The organism is Mycoplana azooxidifex, assembly GCF_014196765.1.
Taxonomy (GTDB): domain Bacteria; phylum Pseudomonadota; class Alphaproteobacteria; order Rhizobiales; family Rhizobiaceae; genus Mycoplana; species Mycoplana azooxidifex.
Genome location: NZ_JACIEE010000007.1, coordinates 351,436 through 378,097, shown reverse-complemented (window position 1 = coordinate 378,097; position 26,662 = coordinate 351,436). Strand labels below are relative to the sequence as shown.

Here is a 26,662-nt window from a genome sequence, read left to right as displayed (position 1 = left end):
CGCATTGCCGATGCGCCGACAACCACAGCAATTGATCGATGTCACGCCAGCGATACCTCGGAGCGATATGCCACCCGTCTTCGCAGCAGGTGACGGACGCAGCGCATCCCGAGCCACACTTCCGGAGCTTCTCCATTGACCGACACGAACGCGACACGGACCGGACCCTCGAAATACGACCGCCTGATTGCGGCGGCGCAGGAGGCGCCCTCGGCCGTTACCATCGTCGCCCACCCTTGCGACGAGACCTCGCTGCGCGGCGCGCTGGAGGCGGCGGAAATGGGCTTGATCGTTCCGATCCTGGTGGGGCCGGAAGCCAGGATCCGCAAGGTGGCAGCGGAGAACGGTCTCGCGTTGAAGGGGCACGAGATCGTCGACGCCCCGCACAGCCATGCCGCAGCCGCCGAGGCGGTGGCCCTGATCCGCGAGGGCAAGGGCGACTTGCTGATGAAGGGCAGCCTGCACACCGACGAACTGATGCGCGAGGTGACCGCCTCGGCGACGGGCCTGCGCACCGATCGCCGCATCAGCCACGTGTTCGTCATGGACGTACCGGGCTACGCCGAGACGCTCTTCATCACCGATGCGGCGATCAACATCTTTCCCGACCTCGATGCCAAGCGCGACATCGTCCAGAACGCGATTGATCTCTGGGTCACGATCGGCCTTGGCGAACCGCGCGTGGCGATCGTTTCCGCCGTCGAGACGGTGACGACGAAGATACCCTCCACCATCGACGCGGCGGCGCTGTGCAAGATGGCGGAGCGAGGCCAGATCACCGGCGGCGTGCTCGACGGCCCGCTCGCCTTCGACAACGCCATCAGCCCGGAGGCCGCCGAAATCAAGGGGCTGACCTCGCCGGTCGCCGGCCGGGCGCAGATCATCGTGGTGCCGGACCTCGAGGCGGGAAACATGCTGGCCAAGAACCTGACCTTCCTTTCCCATGCCGATGCGGCCGGGATCGTGCTCGGCGCGCGCGTGCCGATCGTTTTGACCTCGCGGGCGGATTCGGTTCGAAGCCGGCTCGCCTCCTGTGCGGTGGCCTCCCTCTATGCGGCTGCACGGCGGCGGCAGACGCAAGTGGTGGCGTGACACATGGATGCTATCCTGGTCATCAATGCCGGCTCGTCGAGCCTCAAGTTCCAGATCTTCGGTATTGCCGACGGCCGGCTGTCGCGAAAGGTGCGTGGCCAGATGGATGGCATCGGGACCCGCCCGCGCCTGTTCGCCAGCACCGCCGAAGCGGAAGTCCTGATCGACCGGTCGTTCGCAGCGGATGCGGTCAAGGACCTGCCGGCCGCTATCGCCGAGACCCGCGCGTGGTTGGAATCGCTCGGCGGGTTCACGTTGCGCGCCATCGGCCACCGCGTCGTCCATGGCGGACCGGACTATGCCAGGCCGATCCTGATCGACCACGAAATCCTGGACACGCTCGCGACCTTCCAGGAACTCGCGCCGCTGCACCAGCCGAACAACCTGGCGCCGATCCGCCTCGCCATGGAGATCGCGCCCGATGTTGCGCAGGTCGCCTGTTTCGACACGGCGTTCCATCGCGGCCATGCCCCGCATACGGATTGCTACGCCCTGCCGTGGGAGTACTACGAGCATGGCGTTCGGCGATATGGCTTCCACGGCCTGTCCTACGAGTACATTGCCGAGCGGCTCACCGAGGTAGCACCCGATGTCGCAGGTGGACGCGTGATCGTTGCCCACCTTGGAAGCGGCGCGTCGATGTGCGCCATTAAAGGTGGGCGCAGCATCGAGACGACCATGGGGTTTACCGCGCTGGACGGTCTGCCGATGGGGACCCGGCCGGGGCAGATGGACCCGGGCGTCGTGCTCTACCTGATCGAGCACAAGGGCATGAGCGTCGCAGCGGTGACGGACCTGCTCTACCGGTCATCCGGGCTGAAGGGGCTGTCGGGTATCTCGGCCGACATGCGCGACCTCCTCGAAAGCGAAGAGCCGCACGCGGCCTTCGCCATCGATCATTTCATCCATCGCTGCGCACTCAGCACCGGCCTGCTCGCCGCAGCCCTCAAAGGCCTGGACGCCTTTGTCTTTACCGCCGGTGTCGGCGAGAATTCGGCGCCGATCCGCGCCCGCATCGCCGAACGCCTCGGCTGGCTCGGTGCCGAGCTCGATCCTGCGGCGAACGAGGCGGGCGCGACGCTCATCTCCACGCCGACAAGCAAGGTGGCGCTCTATGTGCTGCCGACGGACGAGGAACTGATGATCGCCCGCCACACGCTCGCCCTTGTCGCGGTACGCTGAACGCTGAATCATACGGAGGCACAGCCGCCGCTACCGTTTCCCCTGCCCGAGGAAGGCCAGCACCTGATCTCTCGTGGGGATCGGGGCAACGGCGCCATAGCCGCAGGTCGAGAGCGCGGCTGCGGCATTGGCATACAGGGCCGCCTCCAGCGGATCCTCGCCGCGCACGAGCATGGACAGGAACGCGCCATCGAACGTGTCGCCGGCGCCCGTTGCGTCCACGGTGTCCACCTTCAGCCCCGCCACGCGCTGCCGATCGCCCGGGCGGGCGACAAGCGCACCCTGCGCCCCGAGTTTCAACACCACGAGCGGAACGCCGAGCCCGAGATAGAAGTCTGCGATCGCTTCGGGATCTTCCAGTCCGGTCAGCACGGTCGCGTCTTCAAGGCTTGGAAAGATGACGTCGCAGAGCGGAACGGTGGCGTGCGTGATCGCCCGGGCGCGCGGCAGCGGCCAGAGCTTCAGCCGAAGGTTGGTGTCGTAGGACACCTTGACGCCGTTCGCCCGCGCGATCTCGATGGCGGCAAGGACGGTGTCGCAGCAGCTGTCGCTGATGGCCTGGCTGATGCCGGAGACATGCAGGAACCCGGCCCCGGCGATATAGTCCGCAGGCAGGCTTGACGGCTTCAGCCGGCTTGCCGCCGAACCCGCCCGCCGGTAGCTGAACACATGGCCGGAAGGTCCGTGCGTGACGAAGTAAAGTCCGGTCGGAGCGTCGCCGTCGCAGATGACCTCGCTGGTATCCACGCCCTCCCGGCGCCACAGATCAACGAACATGTCGCCGAAGGTGTCGTCGCCAAGCGCGGTCAGGTAGCCGCTACGCGCGCCCTGCCTGGCTGCGGCAACGATGGCGTTCGACGTATCCCCGCCGTGGCCGAGGCGGTAGTTCACCCCCTCGGCCCCGCCCGTCGCCTGGTTGAACTCGACCAGCGGTTCGCCGAGCGCTACGATATCAAGTTGCATGGGCTTCTCTCAGATGCGTCCGTATTTCGCCAGGCCCTCGCGAAGCGAACCCGATTCGATGATCAGGCGGGCCTGCTCGAACTCCCGCTGGTCGATCTCCAGGGCCATCTCCAGCACGGTCTCGGCGTGTTGGCGGGGCACCACGACGACACCGTCGATATCGCCGACGATGATGTCACCGGGATGGACCATGACGCCGCCGACGCGGACGGGTTCGTTGGAGGAATAGGTGCGGTAGCGCCCGAGCGTCGTCCCGGGCGAAGCAGACCGCGCGTAGACGGGGAAGTCGTAGTCGCGGCGGATCTCGACGATGTCCCGCACGCCGCCGTCGAGGATGGCCGCCTCGTGCTTGTTGGCGACGGCGCCTGCCGTCATCAGTCCGCCCCAGACCGCGACGTTCTCATCCTCGATGACCGAGATGCAGATGACGCTGCCGGCGGGGCTTTCGTCGATGATGTCCAGCGCATGCTGCGGCGGCAGGAATTCGTCGGAAGGGCCCTCCAGCACGGTGACCGCCGGCCCGACGATCTTCTTTTCGTTGATGCGCGGCTTGATCGCAGTATCCATGTAGCCGCGCGTGCCGACGATCTTGTCCACCGCATCGGCTGCTGAGGCAGTGGCCACGGTCCTGAAACCGGCAATCAGTTCGTCCAAAGTCATTTCGCATTCTCCTGCTTGTGGTCGTTGGTGTGTTCTCGTTCGGTGGTTTTCTCCCACCGGTTGACCCAGTTGCGCGGCTCCTGGCCGCGAAAGACGCGCTCGATCTCCTCGCTGGCCTTGCGGCGGAGGTCCCGGACCGACTGCTCGGAGTACCAGCCGGTGTGGTCGCTCACGATGACGTTCGGCAGGGAGAAAAGCGGGTTGTCCCGCGCGGGCGGCTCCTCTTCGAAGACATCGAGGCCCGCGCCGAAGATCCGTCCGTCGGACAGCGCCTCGCAGAGCGCCTGCGTATCGACCAGCCCGCCGCGCGAGGTGTTGACCAGGATCGCAGTCGGCTTCATCAGGGCCAGCCGCTCGCGGTCGATGATGTGGCGCGACTGGCTGGTGAGCGGCGCGTGCAGCGAAATGGCGCCCGCCTCGCTGCATATCTGCTCGATGGTGGCAAGCTCGGCACCTTCCGGAGCCGAGGGGAGGAACGGGTCGAACACCAGTGTCCGTTCGTATCCGAGGGCCCGGGCCTTACGATGGAACGCATGGCCGATCCGCCCGTAGCCGACGAGACCGAGCGTGCCCCCGCTGAGGCGGTACATCGGTTCGTTCCGGGCTACGTTCCAGGCGCCTTCGCGGACGGCCCGGTCCCGTGAGACGATCCTCCGGGCGACGGCGAAGAGGAGAGCGAGCGCATGGTCGCTCACTTCCTCCACCCCGTAGTCCGGAACATTCGCGACGAAGATGCCGCGCTCGGCCGCGACGGCGCGATCGATGTTGTCGACGCCGACGCCGTAGCGAACGATCGCCCGGCAGGCGGGCATGGCCGCAATGGCTTCGGCGTCGACGGGGCTTTCGCGGACGAGGATGGCGTCCGCTCCCTCGACGGCGCGCCGCACTTCGTCGGCCCGGCCATGGCACGGCCTTTCGACAACGCGTGCGCCGAAAGACGCAAGCACGCTCTCCTCGATCTCAGTGCCGCCATAGCCCTCGTCGAGAACGACGACGAGGGGGCTTTGCAGGTGCGACGCGATTGTCATTTCCGCCCCTTCGCGCTTACTGGCTGCCGCCGGCCGCTTCGACGGCCTTGACCAGCTTCTCGACCCAATCGGCGCCGACCGCGGCCTCGAGGTGCTTGCGCACCACCGGCTGTGCGAGATCACGGAACGCCGCGATTTCGTCTGCGCTCGGGACGTACACTTCCATTCCGACGTCGGTCAGCGTCTTCTCGGCGGCCAGATCGGTCGCGCGCGTCATGTTGCGATGGATGTCGCGGGCTTCGACGACGCAGGTATCGACCGCCTTCTTCTCGACGTCGGTCAGGCCCTGGTAGAACACGTCGCTGATCAGGTAGGCGTGCAGGCTGTAGACGTGGCCGTCGAGCGTTGCGTATTTCTGGCTCTGGTAGAGGCTGGCCGCCATGATGTTGGTGACGCCGTTTTCCTGGCCGTCGACGGTCCCCTGGGCCAATGCGGCAGGCAGTTCGCCCCAGTCGATCGCCGATGGGCTCGCGCCGAGGCTCTCCACCAGCGAGATGAACACCGGCGCCGGCTGCACGCGTATCTTCAGGCCCTTGAGGTCGTCGGGGGTCTTGATTGGGTGCTTGGAGTTGGTGAAGTGGCGGATACCGTTGTCGGCATAGGCCAGCAGGCGGATGCTGGTTTCCTTCAGCATCGCATCGGCGAACTCCTTGCCGAAATCGCCGTCCAGCACCTTGTAGGCGACCTCATGGTTGGGGAAGATGTAAGGCAGGGCGAACACGTCGAAGGGGCTGTAGACGCTCGAGATGCCGCCGTCGTGAACGACTGCCAGCTCGACCGTGCCGAGGCGAAGGCCCTCCAGCGCCGTCGTCGCGTTGCCGAGCTGGCCCGCCGGGAAGATCTGCACATCGATCGAGCCGCTGGTTGCGCCCTCGACGCATTTCTCGAAGGCAAGCGCTGCCGCATGCTTCGGCTGGTCCTCCCGACCGGGCTGGTAGTGCGTGTATTTCATGACCTTCGGCGCGGCCGCGGCCATCGTGGCGTCCAGGGCCACCAGCGCGGTGGCGAGCAGAGCGATTTTCTTGAGCATTTCAGTTCCTCCCATTTGAACTGTTCAGGTTTGGTTTGGTGTCAGCGGAGATATCCGAAGAGGTTCGGCAGCCAGGTGCTGAAGCCCGGTACGAGCGTCAGCAGGGCCAGGACGACGATCTCGGCGCCGAGAAGCGGCCACAGCTCGCGCACGAGCGCGTTCATCGGCACCTTCGTGACGACGGACGTCACGAAGAGCAGGCCTCCCACCGGCGGGGTGATCATGCCGAGCGTCAGGTTGAGGATGACGATCATGGCGAACTGCAGGGAATCGATGCCGACGGCGTCGGCGACCGGGGCCAGGATCGGCACGAGGATCATCACCCCCGGAAGCGGTTCCATGAAGATGCCGAAGAGCAGCAGGAAGATGTTGACCGCGAGCAGGAAACCGAAGGGGCCGAGGTCCAGCGAGACGATGAACTCCGAAATCGCCTGCGGCACCTGCAGAACCGTGAGCGCCCAGGAGAAGACGTCGGATGTCGAGATCATGAGCATGACGGAAGCCGTCATGATCGCGGTCCGAACCAGAATGCCGGGTATCTTTTCGATGGTCAGCGTCCGGTAGACGAAACGGCCGGCAAACCAGGCGTAGAAGACGGCGACGGCGGATGCCTCCGTGGGGGTGAACGCGCCGGTATGGATCCCGCCGAGGATGATCAGCGGCAGCATCAGGGCGGGAACCGCCCGCCAGGCGATGACGACGAATTCGCGCAGCGTCGGGCGCAGTTCCAGGCTCCGATAGTTGCGACGCACGGAGATCCAATGGTTGGTGAGCAGGAGTGCGCCGGCAATCATCAGGCCGGGCACGATGCCGGCCAGAAACAGGCCCGCGACGCTGACGCTGTTGTCGGTCAGCGCATAGATCACCATGATGATCGAAGGCGGAATGATTGGACCGACGATCGCCGCAGATGCCGTCATCGCGGCCGCATAGCCGGGACTGTAGCCGGTATCCCGCATCATCCTGGTGATGAGCGCGCCCGGTCCCGCGGCGTCGGCAAGAGCGGATCCGCTGATGCCGGAGAAGAACGTCATCGTCAGGATGTTGGCATGGCCGAGGCCGCCCCGGACGTGACCGACGCAAGCCGATGCGAAGCGAAGCAGCACTTCGGTGAGGCGCCCACCGCTCATCATTTCGGCGGCGAGCAGAAAGAACGGGATGGCCAGGAGCGGGAAGCTGTCCAGCCCCGCAAACAGCCGCTGGGGAACGACCATAGCCGGGAAGCGACCGTCGATCAGAACGGCGATCAGCGTGGAGAGGCCAAGCGTGACGGCGACGGGAACGCCGATGACCAAGGTGAAGAGGAAACTGGCGAAGAGAACCGTGCTCATAGGACGCTGAACTCCGCGGCCTGGGCCTGGGCTTCGCCGCTGTTCCTGGTGGCAAGCAGCTTGTGCGCGGTCAGGAAGACGTGGCCCAGCATCAGCAGCGATCCGATGGGAATCGCCATGTAGACCGCCCCGAGCGACAGCCTGAGAACCGCGCTCTGCTGGCGCCATGCGAAACTGGCATATTGCCAGCCGTACCAGGCGACGGCGGCGAAGAAGGCGACGATCGAGGCAAACACGACAAGGCGCAGCAGGCGTGCCCAGACTTCGGGAAGAGCGTCTTGCAGGTTGTCGATGGCAATGTGGGCGCCCTCGCGCATCGCAAGTCCCACCGCCAGCCACGAAACCCAGATCATCATGTAGCGGGTCACTTCCTCCACCCAGGGCAGCGAGATGCCGGCGACATAACGCAAGGCCACATTTGCAAAGACCAGAACGGCCATGATGAGCAGCAGCGCGCCCACCACGAATTGATTCGCCCAGACGAAGGCGCGATCGAACCTAGAAAGCATTGCATTCCTCCAAGGGGATGCCGCCGGGCGGCATCCCCTGCATGCGACTTAGTTGAGATACGGCTGAGCCTTGACCGGCAGGCGCCAGATCGTGAAGTTCGGAACGGACGGGTCCTCGAAGTTCATGTCCTGGTCCACCCAGAGGTGAAGATGGTTGGAGATGGCGTGCAAGGTGCCGTCCGGTGCCCAGGCGAGCGTATCGGGCCAGGACATTTCCGGATGATAGGCGACTTGCGACAGCCGACGCGTGGCCGGATCCCATTTGAGGACGCCGTTCAACTGCAATGCGGTCAGGTAAACGTTGCCGTCCTTGTCCGCCGTCAGGCCGTCGGTGTTCGACGGCAGGACCACCTCCACGCGGATCGCTCCCTGCAGTTCGGCCTCGGACACCTTCGGGTCGCGCAGAAGCGCGGTCGGCAGCGAGTAGAGCGCGTTACCCGTCAGGTTCGTCCAGTAGAGCGTCTGCTTGTCGCCAGAGAGCGCGATCCCGTCGGCGCCCGTACGCATGCGGCCGTTCTTGAGGACCTGGCGACCGTCGATCGCGAAGCTGAAGTTCGGCTCGTCATTGGTGAACCTGGTGGCGTCGAGCACGCGGCGGGCGGTGTTCGTGTTCTTGTCGTAGACGATCAGTCCGCCGCAGAGCGGGTCGCTGAAGATGCCGCTGTCCGTGATGTAGGCGAAGCCCGAACTGTTGTCGACGACGACGTCGTTCAGGAACGAGCAGGTCTTGTTCGACACCTCCGGTCCGAAGGCGAGGCGCTGGATCTCCTTGCCGGCCTTGATGTCCCAGAGAACGAGTTTTTCGTCCTTCTCACCCGAGGGCGCGCCGGCGACGTGACCCTGGTCGAGGATCCACATCACGTCGTTCTCGTCGATCTCGAAGCCGAGAACGGCCTTCAGGCCTTCGGGGTTTTCGACGTCGTTCAAGGCTTCCGATGGAAACGCCTGGAGTTCGAAACCGTCTCCCGCCTTGACGAGCCTGGATACGGTTGCCGGAATGTCGGCGCCGCCCCACCGGGCCGTCGTGACGTACATGTTGCCGGCGGAGTCGAATTTCAGCCCCTGCGCGAGCGCCTTGCCCTTCAGCGGGCTTGCGTCCCAGCGCTTCTGAATGCCGGCGTCGTCGATCTTGTAGGTAAGTGCGTTCAGACGGACGATCGGCTCTGCCGACGTCTCCTGAGCGTGCGCGCTTGCGGCGCCCACCAGCATGCCGAGGACGACGGCTGTCGTCGCCTTAAGAATTGTCATGATAACCTCCCTCCCAGATGGCATCTTCCTCTAGGGATGCCAAACTGCTACCTTAGACAGCAGATGAAACTAAGGTAGCAGTTTCTTCATTGTTGTAAAGAGGTCCTTGATGAAGTCCTTGGCAAAGCCGTCACCCCGCAAGGCAGCCGCGACCGAAAATGCCGAGAAAAGAACGGGTAGGCTCACCCGCCCCGCCCTCCTGGTCGACGAGGTGGTGCGCGCCATCCGCGAGATGATCGTCGAAGGCCGGGTCCTGCCCGGCGAAAGATTGTCGGAAAACGTGCTCGCCGCCGAACTCGGCGTATCGACCACGCCCGTGCGCGAGGCGATCGCCCTGTTGCGCCGGGAAGGACTCGTGACGGTGCAGCCCCAGTCCGGGACCTACGTCTTCGAACTGCAGCCGGGCGAACTCAACCAGCTATGCGAACTGCGGTTCGCGCTCGAACCGGCGGCCGTGCAACTCGCGCTCGACAAGCCCGAATCGAAGCTCGGCGACGAGCTTGCGGCCATTGTCGAGAAGATGGAACGCGCGCAGGCGGAGGGGCGGACAAAGGACTACCTCACCCTCGACACGGCCTTCCACGACGCCATCATCGCGGCGTCCGGAAACCCTTACATTACAAACGCCTATGCGTTGATCGGCGCCAAGATGGCCGCGTTGAGAAATCGCCTGGGCGACGATCCGCACCACATGGAGAAATCGATGCGCGAGCATGTGGAGATCACGAGCGCGATCCGCGAGAAGGACCTTTCGCGCGCGGCCAATATCCTCGTGCGACATATCGCGCGCAAGGAGGGTTCCTACTGGGAGCACCTCGATCCGGACCAAGCCCCGGCGTTCGGCGGGCCGGCTGGCGCGGACTGAATTTTTCCTCAATGCCCGTGCATCGATTTCACTCCGGCGCCCGACGGAGAGGCTGGTACAGGAACGCGATAACGCTCTATCCTCGCGAAATGACGCGGCCGCACCCCGGCCCCGGCCTGAAGACAGAGGAGGAAACGATGCCAGAGGCTTCCCTGCCCCATCCCCGCGGTGGCCTGTACTATGAAGACTTCGTCGTCGGCGCCACGATTGCGCACCGGTTGACGCGCACGGTCACCCAGATGGACAACATGTTGTTTTCCAACATGACGCTCAATCCCCAGCCGCTGCACATCGATGCGCATTTCTGTGCCACGGAGACGGAATGGGGACGGCCGCTCGTCAATTCCCTGTTCACGCTCGGCCTGATGATCGGCATTTCCGTCAACGACACGACAGTCGGCACCACCATCGCCAATCTCGGCATGACGGACGTGAAGTTTCCGGCACCGCTGTTCGAGGGGGACACGGTCAACGCCGCAACCGAAATCGCCGGCAAGCGCGGTTCGAAGTCGCGGCCCGATGCCGGTATCGTCGAGTTCCTGCACCGGGCCTACAAGCAGGACGGCACGCTGGTCTGCGAGTGCCGCCGCCAGGCCTTCATGCTGAAGAGGAGCAGGTGATGCGCTCGCTCCTGTTCGTCCCCGGCGACAGCGTCAGGAAACTGGAGAAGGCGCTCGCCTCGCAAGCCGATGCCCTGCTGATCGACCTGGAGGACTCCGTCGCGCTCGAGGCAAAGGACGAGGCCCGGAGAATCACTGCCCAATTCCTGCAGGAGAATGTCGCAGGCAACCAGAGACCGCGCTTCTATGTGCGCGTCAACGGCCTGTCGACCGGCCTGATCGAAGCGGACCTCGACCGGATCATGCCTGCAGCGCCCGATGGCGTCGTGCTGCCAAAGGCTGTCGGCGGAGCCGACGTTGCTGCCCTCGCGGCCCGCCTCTCGACGCATGAGGCGGGATCCGGGCGGGCAGCGACACGCATCCTCGCAATCGCAACCGAAAACGCCGCGGGCGTCTTTGCTCTTGGAACCTTCGCCGGCAGCAGCGACCGGCTGATGGGCCTTGCCTGGGGCGGAGAGGATCTCTCGGCCGACCTCGGTGCTTCGTCCAACCGCACCGACAGCGGCGCCTACGCCGATCCCTACAGGCTTGCGCGCACGCTGACGCTGCTGGGTGCCGCATCGGCAGGCGTTGCCGCCATCGATGCGGTCTACACGAATTTCCGGGACATGCAGGGACTGGAAGCGGAATGCCGTGAGGCGCGGCGCGACGGCTTCGTCGGCAAGATGGCGATACACCCCGCGCAGGTCGCGATCATAAACGCGGCCTTCGCCCCCACGGCCGACGAGATCGCAAGGGCAAGGGCCGTCGTCGCCGCATTTGCCGGCAACCCGGGCGCGGGCGTGGTCGGCGTCGACGGCGAGATGCTCGACCGCCCGCATCTGTTGCGGGCGGAGCGCCTGCTCGACCGCGCCGGCGGCGCGACTTGAGCGGAGGACCGCCGCCGCTCCTCACTGCGCGAAGACGCTGTCGAAGTCCTTGAATCCCTTGACCTCGATCGGGTTGCCGCTCGGATCGAAGAAGAACATCGTCCGCTGCTCGCCCGGCTCGCCTTCGAACCGCACCATCGGGGGGATGTCGAACGCGATGTCGCCGGCTTCCAGCCGCGAGGCCAGGGCGAACCAATCGTCGAGCGGCAGGACGACGCCGAGATGGGGCATCATCACCATGTGATCGCCGACCTTTCCGGTGCGCGTGACTTCGAAAGGCTTGCCGAGATGCAGCGAGATCTGGTGGCCGAAGAAATCGAAATCGACCCAGGTGTCGGTGGAGCGGCCCTCTGCGCAGCCGAGGACCCCGCCGTAAAAGCGGCGCGCTTCGTCGAGATCGGTGACGTGGTATGCGAGATGGAAGAGTGAGCGCATCGGTTGCTCCTTGATGCCTGTTTATGAGGAAGAGTTCGGGGAATGGTCAGGTTTCGCGCCAGCGCGGAACTCTGCCTCCTGCAGCATATCGCCGGGGATTGGCTCGCCCGCGACAACTATCTTTCCATAGGCCTGTTTGGCCAGCGGCTTGTTCACCGGCGGGCTTCCTTTGAAAGATCTGCGCTTGCCGGTTTCTCCACGATGCCGGCAACGGCCTCGCGCAGTGTGCGCCTTCCGGCGATCAGAAGATCCTCCGCCTCTTCCTGCGAGATGGCGGCAAAGCGGATCGCTCGCCCGCTCGGCGTCTGTGCAAGCCGCGGCAGGTCGACCGAGGCGACCGTGGCGATCTTCGGATAGCCGCCCGTCGACTGGCGCTCGGCCATCAGCACGATCGGCCGGCCGGAGGCAGGCACCTGTATGGAACCTGCCACGGTGCCGTCGGAGACGATGTCGTGGCCGCCCACGGCCGGCAGCCGCGGTCCGTCCAGGATCTGCGCCATCCGGTCGCGACTGGGGGAGACGATGAAGGGCTCGTCGAGAAAGGCGCGCCATGTCGCCTGGTCGAAGTAGTCGTCCTGGGGACCCGGAACGACGCGGATCGGGCCGCGGGCCCGTTGCCAGAACCGGCGAAACGCCAGGAGCGGCCCGGCCGGGGCCTCGCCCAGCAGCAGGCGGTCGTTTGCTCCCAACCGCCGGCCGTCGAGGCCGCCCAAGCCAGAGCGAAGATGGGTCGCCCTCGCCCCCAGCACCGGCGGCGTACCGATGCCGCCCGAGAACGCGAGATAGCCCCACACCGCATCCCGCATCGCGCCGATCGCCAGCCTCTGACCCGGCAGCAGATGGTGGCTCTCCCATGGAAAGGCGGCCGCGCCGTCGATCCGGATATCGACCGCGCCGCCGGTGACCGCGAACCGGACCGGCTCCGTCACCTCGAAGACGCCGCCGGGGCCGGCGAATTCGAGAACGGCATCGTCGGGTCCGTTGCCGACGAGCGCATTGGCAAGATCCATGGACGGCCCATCCATCGGACCCGACCCGGACACGCCGGCGTGCAGCAAACCCTTGCGACCGCGATCCTGCACCGTGACCATCGGGCCGGCCTGGCTGATCAGCAGAATCGTCATACGGGTTCAGGCTCCACAACCGTCTTCCCCGCCACGCTCGCGGCGTCGAGCGCGGCAGCCTCGGCAGGTTCGATCGGTCGGAAGCGCACGTGGTCGCCGGCGCTGAGCAGGAACGGCTCGCTGCGCGACGGATCGAAAAGCCTGAGCGGCGTGCGGCCGATGAAGCGCCAGCCGCTGGGGCCGGAAACGGAATTGATGCTGGCCTGCTTGCCGCCGATACCGATCGCGCCCGCCTCGATCCGCTGGCGCGGCGTGGCAAGCCGCGGCGTATGCAATATCTCCGGCAGCCCGCCGAGATAGGCAAAGCCAGGTGCGAAGCCGATCATGTAGACCCGGTACTCGCCAGCGGCGTGGATCGCCACGAGCTCGTCTGCGCTCAGGCCCTTCATGTCGCCAAGCTCGGCGAGGTCGAGGCCGGCCTCGCCGCCGTAGACGACCGGAACCACGAAGCGCCGGGCGGCCCGACTACCGGGCACAGCTGCCCGCAATCGTGCCTCGAGTTCCAGCCTCAGCGCCTGTGCCCGCCGGAGGGAAGGATCGTAGAGAACCAGCAGCGAGCGGTAAGTCGGCACCGTTTCGACGACGGCATCGATCGGCCGCTCGGCCAAATCCGCGGCCAGGGCGATCACGCGCGCGTTGACGTCCTCGTCGATCTCGTCCGACAGTTCGATCGAAAGGGCGCTGTCACCACAGGCGACGATGCGTGGATACGTCACTGGCATCGCGTCATGCGTCCTTCAGAACATCCTTGCCCCAGGGCACGTTCCACGTCATTGCTTTCCCAAGGCCGGGACCGCTTGTCGGTGATATCGATATGGCCCGCGCTCGTCATCGCCGGCCCCGCGGTGCTTCAAGACGGACTTGGCATTTCAGTACGCCAACTGTATTTCAAGCCTTCGGATCATAAGGGGTGGAGTCTGTTCGATGCAACACGTCACGCGCAGTCGCATGTCGTCCGCCACGAGCAGAGACACTATAAGATCATGACGACCATCGACCTGAACTGCGACATGGGGGAAAGCTTCGGCGCCTACCGGATCGGGGACGATGCGGCCATGATGAACCTCATCACCACCGCCAACATCGCTTGCGGTTTCCATGCCGGCGATCCGGTCGTCATGCGCGATACGATCCTCGCCGCCAAGGCACGCGGCGTGTCGATCGGTGCGCACCCGTCGTTCATGGATCTCTACGGGTTCGGGCGCCGGCGCATCACCGGCGAGCGGCCGGAGGACATCGAGGCGCAGCTCGTCTACCAGATCGCCGCAATCCAGGGCATGGCGGCTGCGGCTGGCTGGCCGATCACCCACGTCAAGACACACGGCGCGCTCGCAAACATGGCCGCCGAAGATGCCGGCCTCGCTGCCGCCTGCGTCAGGGCCATCAAGGCCGTCGATCCCGGGCTGGTGTTCGTCGCGCTTCCCTATTCGCAGGCGATGCGGGCTGCCGAGGCGGCCGGGCTTGCGGTTGCGTGCGAGGTCTATGCGGATCGCCGCTACGACGACAATGGCATGCTGGCTTCCCGACAGATGGAAGGTGCGGTCATTCACGACCTTCGCCAGAGCGTGGACCAGGTGCTGTCCATGGTGCTGGACGGGCGTATCCCGACGATCGGCGGCAAGCAATTGTTGGTGGAGGCTGCGACCGTGTGCATCCATGGCGACACGCCCGGCGCCGTCGGCGTGGCTCGAGCCCTTCGCGAGGCTCTCGCCGCGGCGGGGATCGAATTCGCTCCGTTCAAAAAGCCCAATCTCGCGTAGCTCTCGCACACGATCCTCCACGGCATCACCCGCGCGAGCTCGCTGGAGCTGGCGCGACGGGCCGGCATTCCCATCGACGTGCGCCCGTTCACGTCGAAGGGGGCCGTGAACGCGACGGAGGCTCCTTCTTTGCTGTTGTCGCAGGCGCAATTGTGCGATAGCGGACGGCGACCCTGCCCTTCGTGAATCCGCAATGTTCCTGTCCGAAATCCTGGCCATCTCCGCCGCCGCCTGCATAGCTCTGAGCGGCATGATCATCGGCGAGCTTGCCGGACGGATCCCGCTGCTCGTGCTGACGCGCTGGCAGATGGTCGCAAGTTTCCTGATGACGGGCGCCGCCTCGCTTGCCGTCGGCGGCTGGTTGACGATCTCGCCATGGCAGGTGGGCGCGCTGGCGCTGTCGAGCCTGTTCGGCATCATCATTGCCAGCACCACCTATTTCGCGGCGATTTTTATCGCCGGGCCTCGCCGGACGGCGCTGTTGTTTTCGCTGACCGCGCCGTTCGCCTTGCTGTTCGGCTATCTCTGGCTCGGCGAGACGGTCTCGGCCCAGCAAGGCCTCGGGATCGCGCTCGTCCTTGCAGGCATCCTGCTGGCGATCGGCGCCGGGAAGATGGGCAAGGCAGGCAAAGCTGGAAGGCGTCATGCGAGTGCGGATGCGGCGTCGCCGACCAGTCGGCTTGCAGCCCTCGGGGTCGCGCTCGGCGTGGTCACCGCGCTCGGACAGGCGCTCGGCAGCCTCGCCGCGCGGCCGGCGATGGCAGCCGGCGCCGAGCCGTTCACGGCCATGGCGATTCGCTCCGGGATCGCGGCCGTCTTCTTCATCGCACTCGTGCCGCTCGGCGTGCCCGGTGCGAAGAGCACCGTCGTCCTGCCCATGCGCACCCGCCTGCTTGCGATTGCTTCCGCCTTCTTCGGCACCGGCCTCGGCATGTCGCTCCTCATGGCCGCGCTTGCGCACGGCAATGTCGGCATCGTCTCGACGCTGTCGTCGCTGACGCCGGTTCTGATCCTGCCGATGGTGTGGGCACGGACGGGCCGTGTGCCGTCCGCCTCGGCGTGGGCCGGTGCGCTCCTTGCCGTCGCGGGCACTGGGCTGATCAGCCTGAAAATCGGCCTGGCGCACTGAGATCACCATTGAACTTGCGAGTTCGTGGTGAATTGCGTGGCAATAGCGCAAGCAAGCCGGTGATATCCGGCCTCCCGCATCTTTCCATCGCGGCCGCAACCCGTTATGGGCTGTCACAAAACTGTCATATATGGGAAAACGATCGTGCTGAGTTGGTTTCGCGCCCTGATGCCCCGGGAAGACCGGTTCTTCGACCTCTTCGACGCGCACGCGCTGACGGTGGTCGAGGCGGCGGAAGCGCTTGAGAAGGTCCTGGCGGGTGGCCCGGAGCTGGAGCAGCACTGCAGCCGGATCGTCGAACTGGAAGACAAGGCCGATCGTATCACGGCCGACGTGCTGCTTGCCGTGCGCAAGAGCTTCATCACTCCCTTCGATCGCGGCGACATCAAGGACCTGATCCAGTCGCTCGACGACGCCATCGACATGATGCACAAGGTGGTCAAGACGATCCGGCTGTTCGAGCAGAAGAGCTTCGATCCCGGCATGCAGGAAATGGGCGTGATCGTCGTGAAGGCCGCCCGCCTCGTGGCCGAGGCCGTGCCGCTTCTCCACAAGATCGGCGCCAATGCGACGCGTCTGAACGCGATCGCCGAGGAGGTTATGCGCGTCGAAGGCCGCGCCGACGAATTGCACGAGAAGGGCCTGAAGGACCTGTTCCAGCGCCACGGCGCCTCCAATCCGATGGCCTACATGATCGGCAGCGAGCTCTACGGCGAATTGGAGAAGGTGGTCGACCGCTTCGAGGACGTGGCGAACGAGATCAGCGGCATCGTGATCGAGAACGTCTGATGGACGCGACGCTTGCCCTCCCGCTGCTGGTGGCGCTCATCGGCATCGCGCTCCTGTTCGATTTCCTGAACGGGCTGCACGACGCGGCGAACTCGATCGCCACGATCGTCTCGACACGCGTGCTGCGTCCCCAGTTTGCGGTGATGTGGGCCGCCTTCTTCAATTTCATCGCTTTCCTGTTCTTCGGCCTGCATGTGGCCGAGACGATCGGCAGGGGGATCATCGATCCGGCGATCATTTCGCCCGCGGTGATCTTTGCAGCCCTCATGGGCGCGATCATCTGGAATGTCGTCACATGGCTGTTCGGCATTCCCTCGAGCTCCTCGCATGCGCTGATCGGCGGGCTCGTCGGCGCCGGGCTTGCGCGCAGCGATTTCGATTCGATCGTGCTTTCGGGCGTGCTCAAGACGGTAGGCGCCATCTTCATGTCGCCGGCCATCGGCTTCTTCCTGGCGCTGATGCTGGTGCTGATCGTTTCCTGGATCTGCGTGCGGCAGACGCCCTTTGCCGTCGACAGCGCTTTCCGCGGCCTGCAGTTCATCTCCGCCTCGCTCTATTCGCTCGGGCACGGCGGCAACGATGCGCAGAAGACGATGGGCATCATCGCCGTGCTGCTCTACTCGCAGGGACATCTCGGCTCGGAATTCTACGTCCCCTTCTGGGTCGTCATCACCTGTCAGGCAGCGATCGCGCTCGGCACGCTGTTCGGTGGCTGGCGCATCGTCCATACGATGGGTTCGAAGATCACCCGGCTCAACCCGATGCAGGGCTTTTGCGCGGAGACGGGCGGCGCGATCACGCTGTTCGCAGCCACCTGGCTCGGCATCCCGGTCTCCACGACGCACACCATCACCGGCGCGATCATCGGCGTCGGTGCGGCGCGGCGCGTTTCGGCGGTGCGCTGGGGGCTTGCGGGCAACATCGTGATCGCCTGGTTCGTGACCCTGCCGGCTGCGGCCCTCGTCTCGGCATTGACCTATTGGACCGTCGGCCTCTTCGGAGGTCACTGAAGCGATTTCCGATCAGGCCGCTTGCCAGTTCCTGACGTTACGTGCACCCTTGTTGCGCAAGAGGATTCGCTGCAGCTTTTCGGGGGAACGAGCATGGCAGGCGGAATGATGCGGATGGCCGCCCTTTTGGGTGGATGCTTTACTCTGGCGAACGTTGCGGTTGCACAAGATAGCAGCGCCGACCTGGCAAAGAAGCTTTCCAATCCCGTCGCGTCGATGATCAGCGTGCCGTTCCAGTTCAACTACGACCGTGGCTACGGTCCGGAAGACGGGAACCGCGAGACGCTGAACATTCAGCCTGTCGTCCCCATATCGCTGAACGATGACTGGAACCTCATCTCCCGCACCATCATGCCTGTCATCTGGCAGGATGACATCGCCGGTCCGTCGGGTCAGCAGTTCGGGCTCGGCGACATCACCCAGAGCCTGTTTCTCTCTCCCAGGCATCCCGGACCCGGTGGGCTGATCTGGGGGCTCGGTCCGGTGTTCCTGATCCCGACCGCCACGGACGATCTCACCGGCAGCGGTAAATGGGGCGCCGGTCCGACAGGCGTGGCACTAAAGCAGGAAGGCCCATGGACATATGGCCTGTTGGCCAACCATATCTGGTCCTTTGCCGGCCAGGACGACCGCGCGGACGTCAATTCGACCTTCCTGCAGCCCTTCCTGTCCTATACGACCCACGATGCGTGGACCTTCACGCTCAACACGGAATCCACCTACGACTGGGAGGGCGACCAGTGGTCCGTTCCGGTCAACGTCATGGTTGGAAAGCTGGTGAAGTTCGATCAGCAACCGGTGAGTTTCACGGCCGGCCTGCGCTACTGGGCCGACGCGCCGGAAAATGGTCCGGAAGGCCTCGGCTTCCGCTTTGTGGTGACCTTCCTCTTTCCGCAGTGAGGCTGCCGGCTCGGGTGTGCCGACGCCCGCGGTTACATGGGCTTCCATTGGGAGGTGCCATCTATCTTTATTCCATGGCTTGATGAATAATGAAATGAACGGTCCAGTCATTTCTTCAATAGCGTTGCCGCCCGGGCGGGGCGCGCAGCGAGTGCCTTGTCGATAGGCCTGCAGGCCGGGACATGGCTGTTGGAACGACTGGATTCCCGAGACTGATGCAGGGAGGGCTGAAGGTCATGGGTGGCGACAGGTTTTCATGTCAATTGCGTTCCGGTCTTGCCGTCGCCCTGTTGGCGGCGCTTGCCGTGGGTTTCCAGCCAGCAACCCGGGCGCTGGCGCAGGAACAGGCGGCGGCCGCGTCCGGCGCGACGGGTCAGGCTGGCGATGACCAGCCCGATCTTCTGACCGAGGACGAGCTTGAGGTCCTGGTCGCGCGCATTGCTCTCTATCCGGACGAGCTCGTCGCCCTCGTCAGTTCCGCCTCGCTCTATCCGCTACAGATCATCGAGGCGGAGCGGTTCCTGGAGCAGAAGAAAAAGGACAAGGACCTGCAGCCGAAGGACAGCTGGGACGACAGCGTCATTTCGCTGCTCAACTATCCCGACATCGTCAAGATGATGAGCGATGACCTCGACTGGACCCAGGCGCTCGGCAGTGCATTGGCCTACCAGCAGAAGGATGTGCTCATGGCCATCCAGACGCTGCGCGACAAGGCGGTCGCCGATGGCGTCATCAAGACGGACGACAAGGTGCAGATCGTCAACCAGGGTGACAACGTGGTGATCCAGCCGGCCGACCCGGAGAAGGTGTATGTGCCGAGATACGAGCCGGAAATGCTCTACGAACCCGGCTACGCGCCGGCCCCGGTGACCTACTACGACGATCCCTACCCCAATTACTACTATCCGTCCGCGCCCTATTTTGCCGCCGCCGTCACCGGTGCCGCAATCTGGGCTGCGACGGTCGACTGGGACGACTGGGGTGTGTGGGGCGGCCGCTGGAACGGTGACGTCGACATCGATTGCGACAAGTGCTTCAACGATATCGACATCGATCGCGACAAGTTCAAGATGAACGATGTCGACTGGAAGAACATCGATCGGTCGAAGATCAAGTTCGACAAGAACCAACTGGCCAATGTCGATCGCAACCAGCTCAAGAACGAGTTCAAGGGCAACCGCGACAACAACATTGCGAACCGTGCAAAGGACGTGCGCCGCAACGGCGACGGCCGGGTCGCCAACCGGGGCGGGAAAATCTCGGTCGACGACGTTCGCAAGAGCAAGGTGGATGCCGACCGCGCCCGCCAGCGGGCGGGCAATGCCGACAGGGGCAACATCGACCGGGCCAACATCGACAGAGGCAAGATCGATCGCGGCAGCGCCGGACAGGCGATCGCCGGGCGCAAGGATGGCGGGAGCGTCGCCAATCGCGCGGGCGGCTCCGCTGCTGCCAAGAAGGTTGCGGGCGCCAAGTCGAAGAACATCAACCGAAAGGCAAACAAGCCGCGGCCCGGCGGCCAGGCGCAGAAGCGCTCCGGCGGAAAGCCGTCGGCGCTCGGCAAGGTCGGCAACGGCAAGCAGACGCAGTTCGCGTCGCAGCGCGGGCGGCATTCCATGAGTGGCGGCGGCGGCCACCGCCGGCCGCAGGTCTCGGGCGGTCACCGGGGTGGCGGTCATGGTGCGCGGCCCCGCGGTGGCGGCGGCGGTCGCAGGCGCTGAAAGGAACGGGTCGGGAGGCGAAGATGGGACGAATTGCTTTTGACAGGCTGGCACGCTCGCTCACCGGGGCGATCCTCATCGGTGGCGCAATGCTGCATGCCCCGGCGATGGCTGCGGACGAACCGGACGACACGCCGCTCACGGAATACATGTCGCAGAAGGACCCGCCCGACTTCGAGACGCCGGAAAAGGCAGTCGAGGCCTTCAAGTTTGCCTTGACGGACGGCGGGTTCGACCAACTGGCCGAACTGCTGGGCCTCGATGCTGCCAAGGCCCGGGCGAGCGAGAGCGCGATGGACACGTTTGCCGACATACAGGCGGGTGTGCAGGAGAAGGTCGTCGTCGTCGATCAGGGCGCAGACAAGATCATCGAAGTCGGCAACATCCTCTGGCCCCTTCCCTTCCCGCTCGTCCGTCACGACGACGGCAAGTGGAGCTTCGATACGCTTGCCGGCCTCGACGAGATCGCCGACCGGCATGTGGGCGAGAACGAACTGGAGACGATCGATACGTTGAAGGCCTATGTTGATGCCCAGGAGGACTATGCGTCGCAGGATCGCGACGGTGACGGCGTGCTCGAATACGCCCAGAAGGTGATCAGCAGCGAGGGCACGCATGACGGCCTCTACTGGCCGGCCGAGCAGGGCGATGCCGAACAGAGCCCGGCCGGCCCGGCGCTCGCCGATGGCGATGCGTTCGAGAAGGCAAAGGCCGGCGAAGGCTATCACGGCTACCGCTACCGCATCCTCGGCGGCCAGGGCGACAACATCGCCGGCGGCAAATACGACTATGTCATCAACGGCAACATGATCGCCGGTCACGGCGTGGTGGCCTGGCCGGTCAAGTACGGCATCACCGGCGTGAAGACCTTCCTCGTCAACAAGAACGGAATCATCTACGAGGCGGACCTCGGCGAGAACACGCCGGAGATCGCCTCGAGAATCCGTACCTTCAACCCGAACGACGAGTGGGACATCGTCGCCGAGTGACGGTTAGAACAGCCCTGTTCGAGAGCCGAAAGCTCAGACCTGGCGGGCCAGGTCGGCGAGATAGGTGTTTTCCGAGCGCGAACCCGCATAGGCGGCCGGGTCGATCTCGGCGAAGATCAGTGCCTCCCCTTCTGCCGGCGCCTGTGCCAGCAGGCTGCCGTCCGGGGCCGCGATACGCGACAGGCCGGCATAGCCGAACAGGGCGTCGGTGCCGCAATGATTGACATAGGCGACGAAGACCTGATTTTCGAAGGCGCGCACCTGGATCATCTTTTCGGCGACGAAGGTTCCCGAGGCGCCCTTCGGAAGGGCCGTCGGCACGACGACGAGATCGACGCCGGACAAGGCCAGCCGGCGGACATTTTCCGGGAACTCGACGTCGTAGCAGATCAGCATCCCGAGATTGAGCCCGCAGAGCTTGACCTGGACCGAGGACGGAACGTCGGGACGGAACCACTGCCGCTCGTAGTCGCCGTAGAGATGGGACTTGCGGTAGACGGCGTTGGTCCCGATGCCGTCTGTGAAAAGGGCACTGTTGTAGACGTCGTCGCCATCGCGCTCGGCAAAGCCCGCGATGATCGCAAGGCCGCTTTTTCGGGCGATGGCGGAAAGGCTGTCTGCGACCGCGCCTTCGGCGGGCGAGGCGATCGCGGCAAATGCTGCGCCGGCGCCATACCCCGTCACCGCGAGTTCCGGCGCAATCAGGAGCTTCGCCCCGCCCTGGGCGGCCGCCTTCGCGGCGCTGGCGATTCGCGCGACGTTGGCATCGATGTCGCCGGGAACGGCCTGCATCTGCAGGGCTGCGATCTTCATGCACTATCCTCCCGGTTGCTGGCGCCCTGGAATATGGGGGCTTCCTGCGCATTTGCAAACCTGCCCGGCGCGACACGGTTCGCGCACGCTGCAAGCCTTCATGCCCTGGCGGGATCGATCGTATCGAGAAAGCGCGACACGACGTCGTCTCCTGCGATGGGCTCGCTTCCCGCCATGACGGCGACGGAAAAGCCGATCAGCGAGGAGACCGGATTGTGGGTCGTGGCCCCCGCCCGGAGGTTCATGACCAGCGTGGGGCAGAGGAACAGGCCGAGGCGGATCACCGTGCGCCAGTCGACCGCCAGCATGCCGCGGGCATCGAGCTCGGCGAGTAGCGGCCGCCACAGCCGCTCGGCCTTCACCTGCAGGAGGCCGAGCCGCACGGCACTCGGCGCCCAGTCGGTGGTGACGTCGAGCAAGCCGTCGGTATAGGCGGCCTTCGCCGAGTAGCGCTCCGCCGCCAGCGCGGGATCGTAGAGCCAGAGCGGATGCGCGAGGATGTTGTGGAAGGTCGTCTTGATCTCGGCCAGGAGCGTCGGCACGTGCTCGCCGGCAAAGGCCGGATCGAAGAAGGCGAGCGAGGCCCGACCCTCTTTCTCCTGATACCAGACATTGGCGTTGTGGGCGTCGCCATGGGCGGTGACCCCGCCGGCGTCGGCAAGGTTTTCCGGCTTCAGCCGCTGCACGGCGGCGTCGAAGAGTTCGCCGACCGAGCTTTCGTAGAGCACGCCGTTGACGCGGAACCGTGCCGTCGAGAAAGCCTCCCAGCCGAGGCTTGCGCCTTCGAAGGCGAAGTGCTGGCCGACATAGAAGCCCGCCAGTCTTCCGCCGGGATAGCGGCCTTCCGGGTGGTCCACCAGCCGGTCGTGGAATAGCCGGTGGACGGGCTCTGCGGCAGCCTGCTGCGGCGTCACGGGATGCAGCGTCTTGCGGTAGACGGCGAGGACCGCCTCGGTCAGGCCCGTCTCGGCTGCCACGGCACGGGCGGTCCCGCCGGCATCCGGCTGCAGGTCGAGCGCGCGCAGCACGTCGGAAAAGCGCGGATCGGTGCGGCGGCGGTAGACGAGGATCTGCTCGCCCGGCAGGACGGACATCAGCACCGGCTGGTCGACCGGCAACCCGGCGCGGGCAAGGATGTCGGCGCGGTAATATTCTCCGCTCATCGCTTCCTCACCGTCTTCCTGGTGAAACTTGAAGAAGAAGCTGCCGTCTGCCGATTCGAAGAAGCCGTTCAGCGAATTGAGGCTGTACTGGTCGTGATTGATCGCCAGGCCCGTGGCCTCGATCGAAAAGAGGCTGCGCAGGAGATCGACGAGCATGGCTTCCGCCGCACCGTCGCGAGCGCCGGCGAGCCGGCGGATTTCGGCGGTTCTGCTGGGGACGATGCTCATGGACGAGGGCTCCTGCGGGTTGGCACGGCAAGCATCTTCACCTGCCTCATTTGCTGTTTGGACGATAGCGGCTGCCGAGCGTGTAGCGGCTGCCGACATAGCTGAAGACGTTGACGGTGGCGACGACGGGGCCGCTCCAGGTCTTTCGATCGAGCACCAGGCAGCTGTCGCCCGTCTGGATATGGAGCAGGCGCGCCTCTTCTGCACCCGCGGGCCGCGCGCTGATCAGGTGCTCGACCTCCGTCAGCGGCGTCGCGTTCTGCAGGTAATCATAGGTCGCGGTCGTCGTGAAATCCTGTTCGACATAGCCGGAAACGAGATCGGGGTTGACGTAGCGTTCCTCGAGCTGCACCGGCAGGTCGTTTTCGAAATGAATGATAACGGAGTGGTCCACCGGCCGCGCCGAGGCGAACTCGAAGGCGAGCAGCAAGTGCGGCGTCGGCCGCTCGATGCGTTCCAGCACGACGACCTCGGCGCGATGGCGACTGCCGCGGCCGCGGATCTCGGTGGCGATGTTGCTGATCTCGATCAGCGTCGACTGGGGCTTCGGCGGGGCGACGAAGGTTCCGACGCCCTGGATGCGGCGCAGGTGACCTTCGGACGTCAGCTCCCGCAGGGCACGGTGCACCGTCATGCGGGATACCCCGAGTGCCGAGACGAGTTCGTGTTCCGACGGCAGCCGCGCGTTTCGCGCCCACTTGCCGCTGCCGATGTTGCCGAGGACGAAATCCTTGACCTTCTCGTAGAGAGGAGACGCAGAATCGGAAAGCACGTCCATGGTCACTGTCTCCTGCACGTTTTCGCTCCCGCTCAAGCCAGCGGACGGTGTCGCTTGTCAGTCGGCAATTGCCACGATGGTCTTGAGTGCTGCGGTTTCACCCTTCAGCAGCCTTTCATAGGCATCGGGCACCGCATCGAGCGATGGCAGCACCTCGCTCAGACGAGCCAGCCGATCGGCGAGCCGCGGCAGAAGCGCCACCGCCTCCGGCAGCTCGTCGGCGAAGGCATGGCAGCCGACCAGCGCGATTTCCCGCTCGACCAGGACGTTCGGATCGAAGTCGAGCCGGCCGTGGCTTATGCCGACGAGCGCCAGCGTTCCCCCGCCGTGAAGAAGCTCGAGCGCAGCGGCGATCGCCGCCGTGCTTCCGGTCGCATCGACCGCATGGCGCAGCCGTGCGTCGCCCAGTGCGGTAGCGACGGCCTCGGGATCGAGCGTGACGGTCCGGCCGCCGGTCAACTGCGCGACTGTCTCCGCCCGGGCCGCATTGCGGTCGCAGAGCAGGAGCGGGCCGTCGTGGAGGTCTGAAAGCAGCAGCGCGGTCAGGCCGCCGATGGTGCCGCAGCCGACGACGAGCACCGGCTCGCCGGTGCGTGGGGCAAGGCGGCGCACGGCGTGCAGGGCGACTGCGAGCGGCTCGGCCATCGCCGCGACCCTTGCCGGCAACGATGCCTCGTGACGCACGAGCAGGCGTGCCGGAAGCTGGACGGCTTCGGCAAAGCCGCCGTCGCAGACTTCGCCGACGAAGCCGAGCGCCTCGCAGACGTTGCTGCGGCCGCTCCGGCAGGCGGGGCATTCGCCACACCAGAAGCGCGAATCCGCTACGACGAGGTCACCAGCGGATAGATCGGACACTCCCTCGCCCACCGCGATTACCCTGCCGCAGAATTCGTGGCCGGCGGTGGAGGGGCGGCGGCTGATCCACTGGCCGGTGCGATAGTTGTGCAGGTCCGATCCGCAGATGCCCGCCGCGCGGACGTCGAGATTGACGAAGCCGGCAGGCGGGGTGCCGGGGCGTTCGGCTTTCTCCACCCGCAGGTCCATGGCATCGTACAGCCGGACGGCCTTCATCGCTCAGGCATCCTTCTTCAGATAGGTGTCGCGCAGCGGCGAGACGGCGAGCGCGTGCGAGGAAAATCCTTCGTAGAGCGCCAGGTTGTGTGAATGCCGGGCGAACTCCGGATAGGCGGGCGCGGTGACGTAGCCGATCGAACTGCGCTTGACGAAATCGGTGACCGACAACGGCCCGAAGGTGCGCGCCCAGCGGCTGGTTGGCAGCACGGCGTTCGGCCCCAGCGAGAAGTTGGCGATGCTGACCGGCGTGTGCGTGCCCATCAGGATCTCGGCGGCTTCGGTGATATGGCCGAGATGAATGAAGGGCTCGGTCGAAAGCAGTTCCAGATGCTCGGGCGCATAGGCGTTGGCGAAGGCGTAGCTCTCCTCGATGGAAGACGTCAGCACGATGCCGCCGGTCTTGCCGGTCAGCACGGCCTTGGAGAAGGCGACGCGCTGCTCGGTCATCTTGCCCCAGTGATCGGGGAGCGCTGCCAGCGCCTCTTCGGCGACGCGGCGGCTGTGGGTGACGAGGTAGGCCGACGAATCCGGGCCGTGCTCGGCCTCGATCAGCAGGTCGAGTGCTGCCAGGCCGCCATGGACGGTGTCGTCGGCGAGGATCATGACCTCGGAGGGGCCGGCCGGAAGGCCCGTGTCGATCACGCCGGAAAGCGCGCGTTTGGCGGCGACGACCCAGGGGCTGCCGGGGCCGACGATCTTCAGCGCAGGCCTCACGGTCTCGGTGCCGTAGGCGACGGCGGCGACGGCCTGTGCGCCGCCGACCTTGTAGACCGTCTCGACGCCGGCAAGCCGGGCTGCGACCAGCGTTGCCGCGTCCACCGTGCCGTCCGGCGCCGGCGGGGTGACGATCGCGACCTCCGGCACGCCGGCGACCACCGCCGGCACGGAGGTCATCATCGTGACCGACGGGAATGAGCCCTTGCCGCGGGGAACGTAGAGCGCCACGGACTTGATCGGCGTGAAGCGGTCGCCGGCAAAGGCGCCGGGCCGGATCTCCTTCAGCCACATCGCCTCGGGCTTCTGCTCCTCGTGGAAATGGCGGATGTTTTCGATGCCGAACTTGATTGAGTCGATGACGGTGTCGTCGACGAGCTTGAAGGCAGCATTGAATTCGGCCTCGGTGACCTTGAGGTTCGCCTCGGTGACCGCGGCCTTGTCGAGGTCCCGGCCGAAACGCGCAAGGGCTGCGTCGCCTTCGGTGCGCACGGCTTCGAGGATCGGCGCGACCTTCTCGATGAAGCTGGAAATATCGGTCTCCGAGCGCCGCAGCAGGGCTGCCTTCTCATCGGCGGAGAGCTTCGAGTATTCGTAGAATGACACCTCAGTCATGGTCTTTTCCTTCGTGCCGGCCG

General features: G+C 65.4%; 27 protein-coding genes. 12 read left to right on the top strand and 15 right to left on the bottom strand.

Going from position 1 to position 26,662, the window contains the following annotated elements:
• The first annotated feature begins 135 nt into the window (after nt 1-135).
• Together GGQ64_RS18445 and GGQ64_RS18440 are read left to right on the top strand one after the other, a co-directional pair.
• Nucleotides 136-1,092, top strand: a complete 957-nt coding sequence (locus GGQ64_RS18445; RefSeq protein ID WP_183806765.1) for a phosphate acetyltransferase — start codon at nt 136-138, stop codon at nt 1,090-1,092.
• Between the two features lie 3 nt (nt 1,093-1,095).
• Nucleotides 1,096-2,274 carry an acetate/propionate family kinase gene (locus GGQ64_RS18440; protein ID WP_183806764.1) on the top strand — a complete coding sequence of 393 codons (1,179 nt, stop codon included), beginning with the start codon at nt 1,096-1,098 and terminating at the stop codon, nt 2,272-2,274.
• A 30-nt stretch (nt 2,275-2,304) separates the two neighbouring features.
• Here GGQ64_RS18440 and GGQ64_RS18435 read toward each other — a convergent pair whose 3' ends face one another.
• Genes GGQ64_RS18435 through GGQ64_RS18405 form a run of 7 tightly spaced genes read right to left on the bottom strand, consistent with a single transcriptional unit; the run spans nt 2,305 to nt 9,043 of the window.
• Nucleotides 2,305-3,237 carry a sugar kinase gene (locus tag GGQ64_RS18435; protein WP_183806763.1) on the bottom strand — a complete coding sequence of 311 codons (933 nt, stop codon included), beginning with the start codon at nt 3,235-3,237 and terminating at the stop codon, nt 2,305-2,307.
• A 9-nt stretch (nt 3,238-3,246) separates the two neighbouring features.
• A complete protein-coding gene (locus GGQ64_RS18430; RefSeq protein WP_183806762.1) occupies nt 3,247-3,897 on the bottom strand; it encodes an RraA family protein in 651 nt (216 codons plus the stop codon).
• Nucleotides 3,894-4,925: a C-terminal binding protein gene (locus tag GGQ64_RS18425; protein WP_183806761.1), complete on the bottom strand. Its 1,032-nt coding sequence runs from the start codon at nt 4,923-4,925 to the stop codon at nt 3,894-3,896. The genes GGQ64_RS18430 and GGQ64_RS18425 overlap by 4 nt, the downstream gene beginning before the upstream one ends.
• 16 nt (nt 4,926-4,941) lie before the next feature.
• Complete coding sequence (locus tag GGQ64_RS18420) at nt 4,942-5,955, bottom strand: DctP family TRAP transporter solute-binding subunit (protein WP_183806760.1); 1,014 nt, start codon at nt 5,953-5,955, stop codon at nt 4,942-4,944.
• A 41-nt stretch (nt 5,956-5,996) separates the two neighbouring features.
• Nucleotides 5,997-7,286: a TRAP transporter large permease gene (locus GGQ64_RS18415; protein WP_183806759.1), complete on the bottom strand. Its 1,290-nt coding sequence runs from the start codon at nt 7,284-7,286 to the stop codon at nt 5,997-5,999.
• The gene (locus GGQ64_RS18410) at nt 7,283-7,795 is read right to left on the bottom strand and encodes a TRAP transporter small permease (protein WP_183806758.1); all 513 of its coding nucleotides are present in this window, start codon (nt 7,793-7,795) and stop codon (nt 7,283-7,285) included. Before GGQ64_RS18410 ends, GGQ64_RS18415 begins: the two co-directional genes overlap by 4 nt.
• 48 nt (nt 7,796-7,843) lie before the next feature.
• A complete protein-coding gene (locus GGQ64_RS18405) occupies nt 7,844-9,043 on the bottom strand; it encodes an L-dopachrome tautomerase-related protein (protein WP_210300312.1) in 1,200 nt (399 codons plus the stop codon).
• A 109-nt stretch (nt 9,044-9,152) separates the two neighbouring features.
• Here GGQ64_RS18405 and GGQ64_RS18400 point away from each other — a divergent pair, with 109 nt between their 5' ends.
• From GGQ64_RS18400 to GGQ64_RS18390, 3 genes are all read left to right on the top strand, one after another.
• Nucleotides 9,153-9,908 (top strand): GntR family transcriptional regulator, encoded by a 756-nt coding sequence (locus GGQ64_RS18400; protein ID WP_183806757.1) that lies wholly within the window; start codon nt 9,153-9,155, stop codon nt 9,906-9,908.
• A 137-nt stretch (nt 9,909-10,045) separates the two neighbouring features.
• Nucleotides 10,046-10,528: a MaoC family dehydratase gene (locus GGQ64_RS18395; RefSeq protein WP_183806756.1), complete on the top strand. Its 483-nt coding sequence runs from the start codon at nt 10,046-10,048 to the stop codon at nt 10,526-10,528.
• The gene (locus tag GGQ64_RS18390; RefSeq protein ID WP_183806755.1) at nt 10,528-11,397 is read left to right on the top strand and encodes an HpcH/HpaI aldolase/citrate lyase family protein; all 870 of its coding nucleotides are present in this window, start codon (nt 10,528-10,530) and stop codon (nt 11,395-11,397) included. The genes GGQ64_RS18395 and GGQ64_RS18390 overlap by 1 nt, the downstream gene beginning before the upstream one ends.
• A gap of 21 nt (nt 11,398-11,418) precedes the next feature.
• On the opposite strand, the gene GGQ64_RS18385 is transcribed toward GGQ64_RS18390, so the two are convergent.
• From GGQ64_RS18385 to pxpB, 3 genes are all read right to left on the bottom strand, one after another.
• Nucleotides 11,419-11,832 carry a VOC family protein gene (locus GGQ64_RS18385; protein ID WP_183806754.1) on the bottom strand — a complete coding sequence of 138 codons (414 nt, stop codon included), beginning with the start codon at nt 11,830-11,832 and terminating at the stop codon, nt 11,419-11,421.
• A 152-nt stretch (nt 11,833-11,984) separates the two neighbouring features.
• Complete coding sequence (locus GGQ64_RS18380; protein ID WP_183806753.1) at nt 11,985-12,956, bottom strand: 5-oxoprolinase subunit C family protein; 972 nt, start codon at nt 12,954-12,956, stop codon at nt 11,985-11,987.
• The gene (gene pxpB, locus GGQ64_RS18375; protein ID WP_183806752.1) at nt 12,953-13,678 is read right to left on the bottom strand and encodes a 5-oxoprolinase subunit PxpB; all 726 of its coding nucleotides are present in this window, start codon (nt 13,676-13,678) and stop codon (nt 12,953-12,955) included. Before pxpB ends, GGQ64_RS18380 begins: the two co-directional genes overlap by 4 nt.
• 261 nt (nt 13,679-13,939) lie before the next feature.
• On the opposite strand from pxpB, the gene GGQ64_RS18370 reads away from it, so the two are divergent.
• From GGQ64_RS18370 to GGQ64_RS18340, 7 genes are all read left to right on the top strand, one after another.
• Nucleotides 13,940-14,716, top strand: coding sequence for a 5-oxoprolinase subunit PxpA (locus tag GGQ64_RS18370; RefSeq protein ID WP_183806751.1), 777 nt, complete (start codon nt 13,940-13,942; stop codon nt 14,714-14,716).
• Nucleotides 14,717-14,909: 193 nt separating this feature from the next.
• Entirely contained in the window at nt 14,910-15,845 is a 936-nt protein-coding gene (locus GGQ64_RS18365) for a DMT family transporter (RefSeq protein WP_183806750.1), read from the top strand.
• A gap of 144 nt (nt 15,846-15,989) precedes the next feature.
• Complete coding sequence (locus GGQ64_RS18360; RefSeq protein WP_183806749.1) at nt 15,990-16,634, top strand: DUF47 family protein; 645 nt, start codon at nt 15,990-15,992, stop codon at nt 16,632-16,634.
• Entirely contained in the window at nt 16,634-17,644 is a 1,011-nt protein-coding gene (locus GGQ64_RS18355) for an inorganic phosphate transporter (protein WP_183806748.1), read from the top strand. Before GGQ64_RS18360 ends, GGQ64_RS18355 begins: the two co-directional genes overlap by 1 nt.
• A 114-nt stretch (nt 17,645-17,758) precedes the next feature.
• Complete coding sequence (locus GGQ64_RS18350; RefSeq protein WP_246422776.1) at nt 17,759-18,544, top strand: transporter; 786 nt, start codon at nt 17,759-17,761, stop codon at nt 18,542-18,544.
• A gap of 236 nt (nt 18,545-18,780) precedes the next feature.
• Nucleotides 18,781-20,265, top strand: a complete 1,485-nt coding sequence (locus GGQ64_RS18345; RefSeq protein ID WP_183806865.1) for a DUF3300 domain-containing protein — start codon at nt 18,781-18,783, stop codon at nt 20,263-20,265.
• Nucleotides 20,266-20,288: 23 nt separating this feature from the next.
• On the top strand, nt 20,289-21,254 hold the full coding sequence (locus GGQ64_RS18340) for a DUF2950 family protein (RefSeq protein ID WP_183806747.1): 966 nt from the start codon (nt 20,289-20,291) through the stop codon (nt 21,252-21,254).
• Between the two features lie 33 nt (nt 21,255-21,287).
• Here the strand turns inward: GGQ64_RS18340 and GGQ64_RS18335 are convergent, their stop codons facing one another.
• The 5 genes from GGQ64_RS18335 to hisD form a co-directional block, all read right to left on the bottom strand.
• Nucleotides 21,288-22,067: a carbon-nitrogen hydrolase family protein gene (locus tag GGQ64_RS18335; protein WP_183806746.1), complete on the bottom strand. Its 780-nt coding sequence runs from the start codon at nt 22,065-22,067 to the stop codon at nt 21,288-21,290.
• Nucleotides 22,068-22,165: 98 nt separating this feature from the next.
• Nucleotides 22,166-23,386 (bottom strand): hypothetical protein, encoded by a 1,221-nt coding sequence (locus tag GGQ64_RS18330; protein WP_183806864.1) that lies wholly within the window; start codon nt 23,384-23,386, stop codon nt 22,166-22,168.
• A 118-nt stretch (nt 23,387-23,504) separates the two neighbouring features.
• The gene (gene hutC / locus GGQ64_RS18325; RefSeq protein WP_183806863.1) at nt 23,505-24,236 is read right to left on the bottom strand and encodes a histidine utilization transcriptional repressor HutC; all 732 of its coding nucleotides are present in this window, start codon (nt 24,234-24,236) and stop codon (nt 23,505-23,507) included.
• Between the two features lie 57 nt (nt 24,237-24,293).
• Nucleotides 24,294-25,307, bottom strand: coding sequence for a zinc-dependent alcohol dehydrogenase (locus tag GGQ64_RS18320; RefSeq protein WP_183806745.1), 1,014 nt, complete (start codon nt 25,305-25,307; stop codon nt 24,294-24,296).
• A gap of 3 nt (nt 25,308-25,310) precedes the next feature.
• On the bottom strand, nt 25,311-26,639 hold the full coding sequence (gene hisD / locus GGQ64_RS18315) for a histidinol dehydrogenase (RefSeq protein ID WP_183806744.1): 1,329 nt from the start codon (nt 26,637-26,639) through the stop codon (nt 25,311-25,313).
• Nucleotides 26,640-26,662: the final 23 nt, after the last annotated feature.

Bases quoted from the DNA above. Each gene is read 5' to 3' on its own strand.
- GGQ64_RS18440 (WP_183806764.1), top strand. From the start codon at position 1,096: ATGGATGCTATCCTGGTCATCAATGCCGGCTCGTCGAGCCTCAAGTTC.
- GGQ64_RS18435 (WP_183806763.1), bottom strand. From the start codon at position 3,237: ATGCAACTTGATATCGTAGCGCTCGGCGAACCGCTGGTCGAGTTCAAC.
- GGQ64_RS18430 (WP_183806762.1), bottom strand. From the start codon at position 3,897: ATGACTTTGGACGAACTGATTGCCGGTTTCAGGACCGTGGCCACTGCC.
- GGQ64_RS18425 (WP_183806761.1), bottom strand. From the start codon at position 4,925: ATGACAATCGCGTCGCACCTGCAAAGCCCCCTCGTCGTCGTTCTCGAC.
- GGQ64_RS18420 (WP_183806760.1), bottom strand. From the start codon at position 5,955: ATGCTCAAGAAAATCGCTCTGCTCGCCACCGCGCTGGTGGCCCTGGAC.
- GGQ64_RS18415 (WP_183806759.1), bottom strand. From the start codon at position 7,286: ATGAGCACGGTTCTCTTCGCCAGTTTCCTCTTCACCTTGGTCATCGGC.
- GGQ64_RS18410 (WP_183806758.1), bottom strand. From the start codon at position 7,795: ATGCTTTCTAGGTTCGATCGCGCCTTCGTCTGGGCGAATCAATTCGTG.
- GGQ64_RS18405 (WP_210300312.1), bottom strand. From the start codon at position 9,043: ATGACAATTCTTAAGGCGACGACAGCCGTCGTCCTCGGCATGCTGGTG.
- GGQ64_RS18400 (WP_183806757.1), top strand. From the start codon at position 9,153: ATGAAGTCCTTGGCAAAGCCGTCACCCCGCAAGGCAGCCGCGACCGAA.
- GGQ64_RS18395 (WP_183806756.1), top strand. From the start codon at position 10,046: ATGCCAGAGGCTTCCCTGCCCCATCCCCGCGGTGGCCTGTACTATGAA.
- GGQ64_RS18390 (WP_183806755.1), top strand. From the start codon at position 10,528: ATGCGCTCGCTCCTGTTCGTCCCCGGCGACAGCGTCAGGAAACTGGAG.
- GGQ64_RS18385 (WP_183806754.1), bottom strand. From the start codon at position 11,832: ATGCGCTCACTCTTCCATCTCGCATACCACGTCACCGATCTCGACGAA.
- GGQ64_RS18380 (WP_183806753.1), bottom strand. From the start codon at position 12,956: ATGACGATTCTGCTGATCAGCCAGGCCGGCCCGATGGTCACGGTGCAG.
- pxpB (WP_183806752.1), bottom strand. From the start codon at position 13,678: ATGCCAGTGACGTATCCACGCATCGTCGCCTGTGGTGACAGCGCCCTT.
- GGQ64_RS18370 (WP_183806751.1), top strand. From the start codon at position 13,940: ATGACGACCATCGACCTGAACTGCGACATGGGGGAAAGCTTCGGCGCC.
- GGQ64_RS18365 (WP_183806750.1), top strand. From the start codon at position 14,910: ATGTTCCTGTCCGAAATCCTGGCCATCTCCGCCGCCGCCTGCATAGCT.
- GGQ64_RS18355 (WP_183806748.1), top strand. From the start codon at position 16,634: ATGGACGCGACGCTTGCCCTCCCGCTGCTGGTGGCGCTCATCGGCATC.
- GGQ64_RS18350 (WP_246422776.1), top strand. From the start codon at position 17,759: ATGGCCGCCCTTTTGGGTGGATGCTTTACTCTGGCGAACGTTGCGGTT.
- GGQ64_RS18345 (WP_183806865.1), top strand. From the start codon at position 18,781: ATGGGTGGCGACAGGTTTTCATGTCAATTGCGTTCCGGTCTTGCCGTC.
- GGQ64_RS18340 (WP_183806747.1), top strand. From the start codon at position 20,289: ATGGGACGAATTGCTTTTGACAGGCTGGCACGCTCGCTCACCGGGGCG.
- GGQ64_RS18335 (WP_183806746.1), bottom strand. From the start codon at position 22,067: ATGAAGATCGCAGCCCTGCAGATGCAGGCCGTTCCCGGCGACATCGAT.
- GGQ64_RS18330 (WP_183806864.1), bottom strand. From the start codon at position 23,386: ATGCTCGTCGATCTCCTGCGCAGCCTCTTTTCGATCGAGGCCACGGGC.
- hutC (WP_183806863.1), bottom strand. From the start codon at position 24,236: ATGGACGTGCTTTCCGATTCTGCGTCTCCTCTCTACGAGAAGGTCAAG.
- GGQ64_RS18320 (WP_183806745.1), bottom strand. From the start codon at position 25,307: ATGAAGGCCGTCCGGCTGTACGATGCCATGGACCTGCGGGTGGAGAAA.
- hisD (WP_183806744.1), bottom strand. From the start codon at position 26,639: ATGACTGAGGTGTCATTCTACGAATACTCGAAGCTCTCCGCCGATGAG.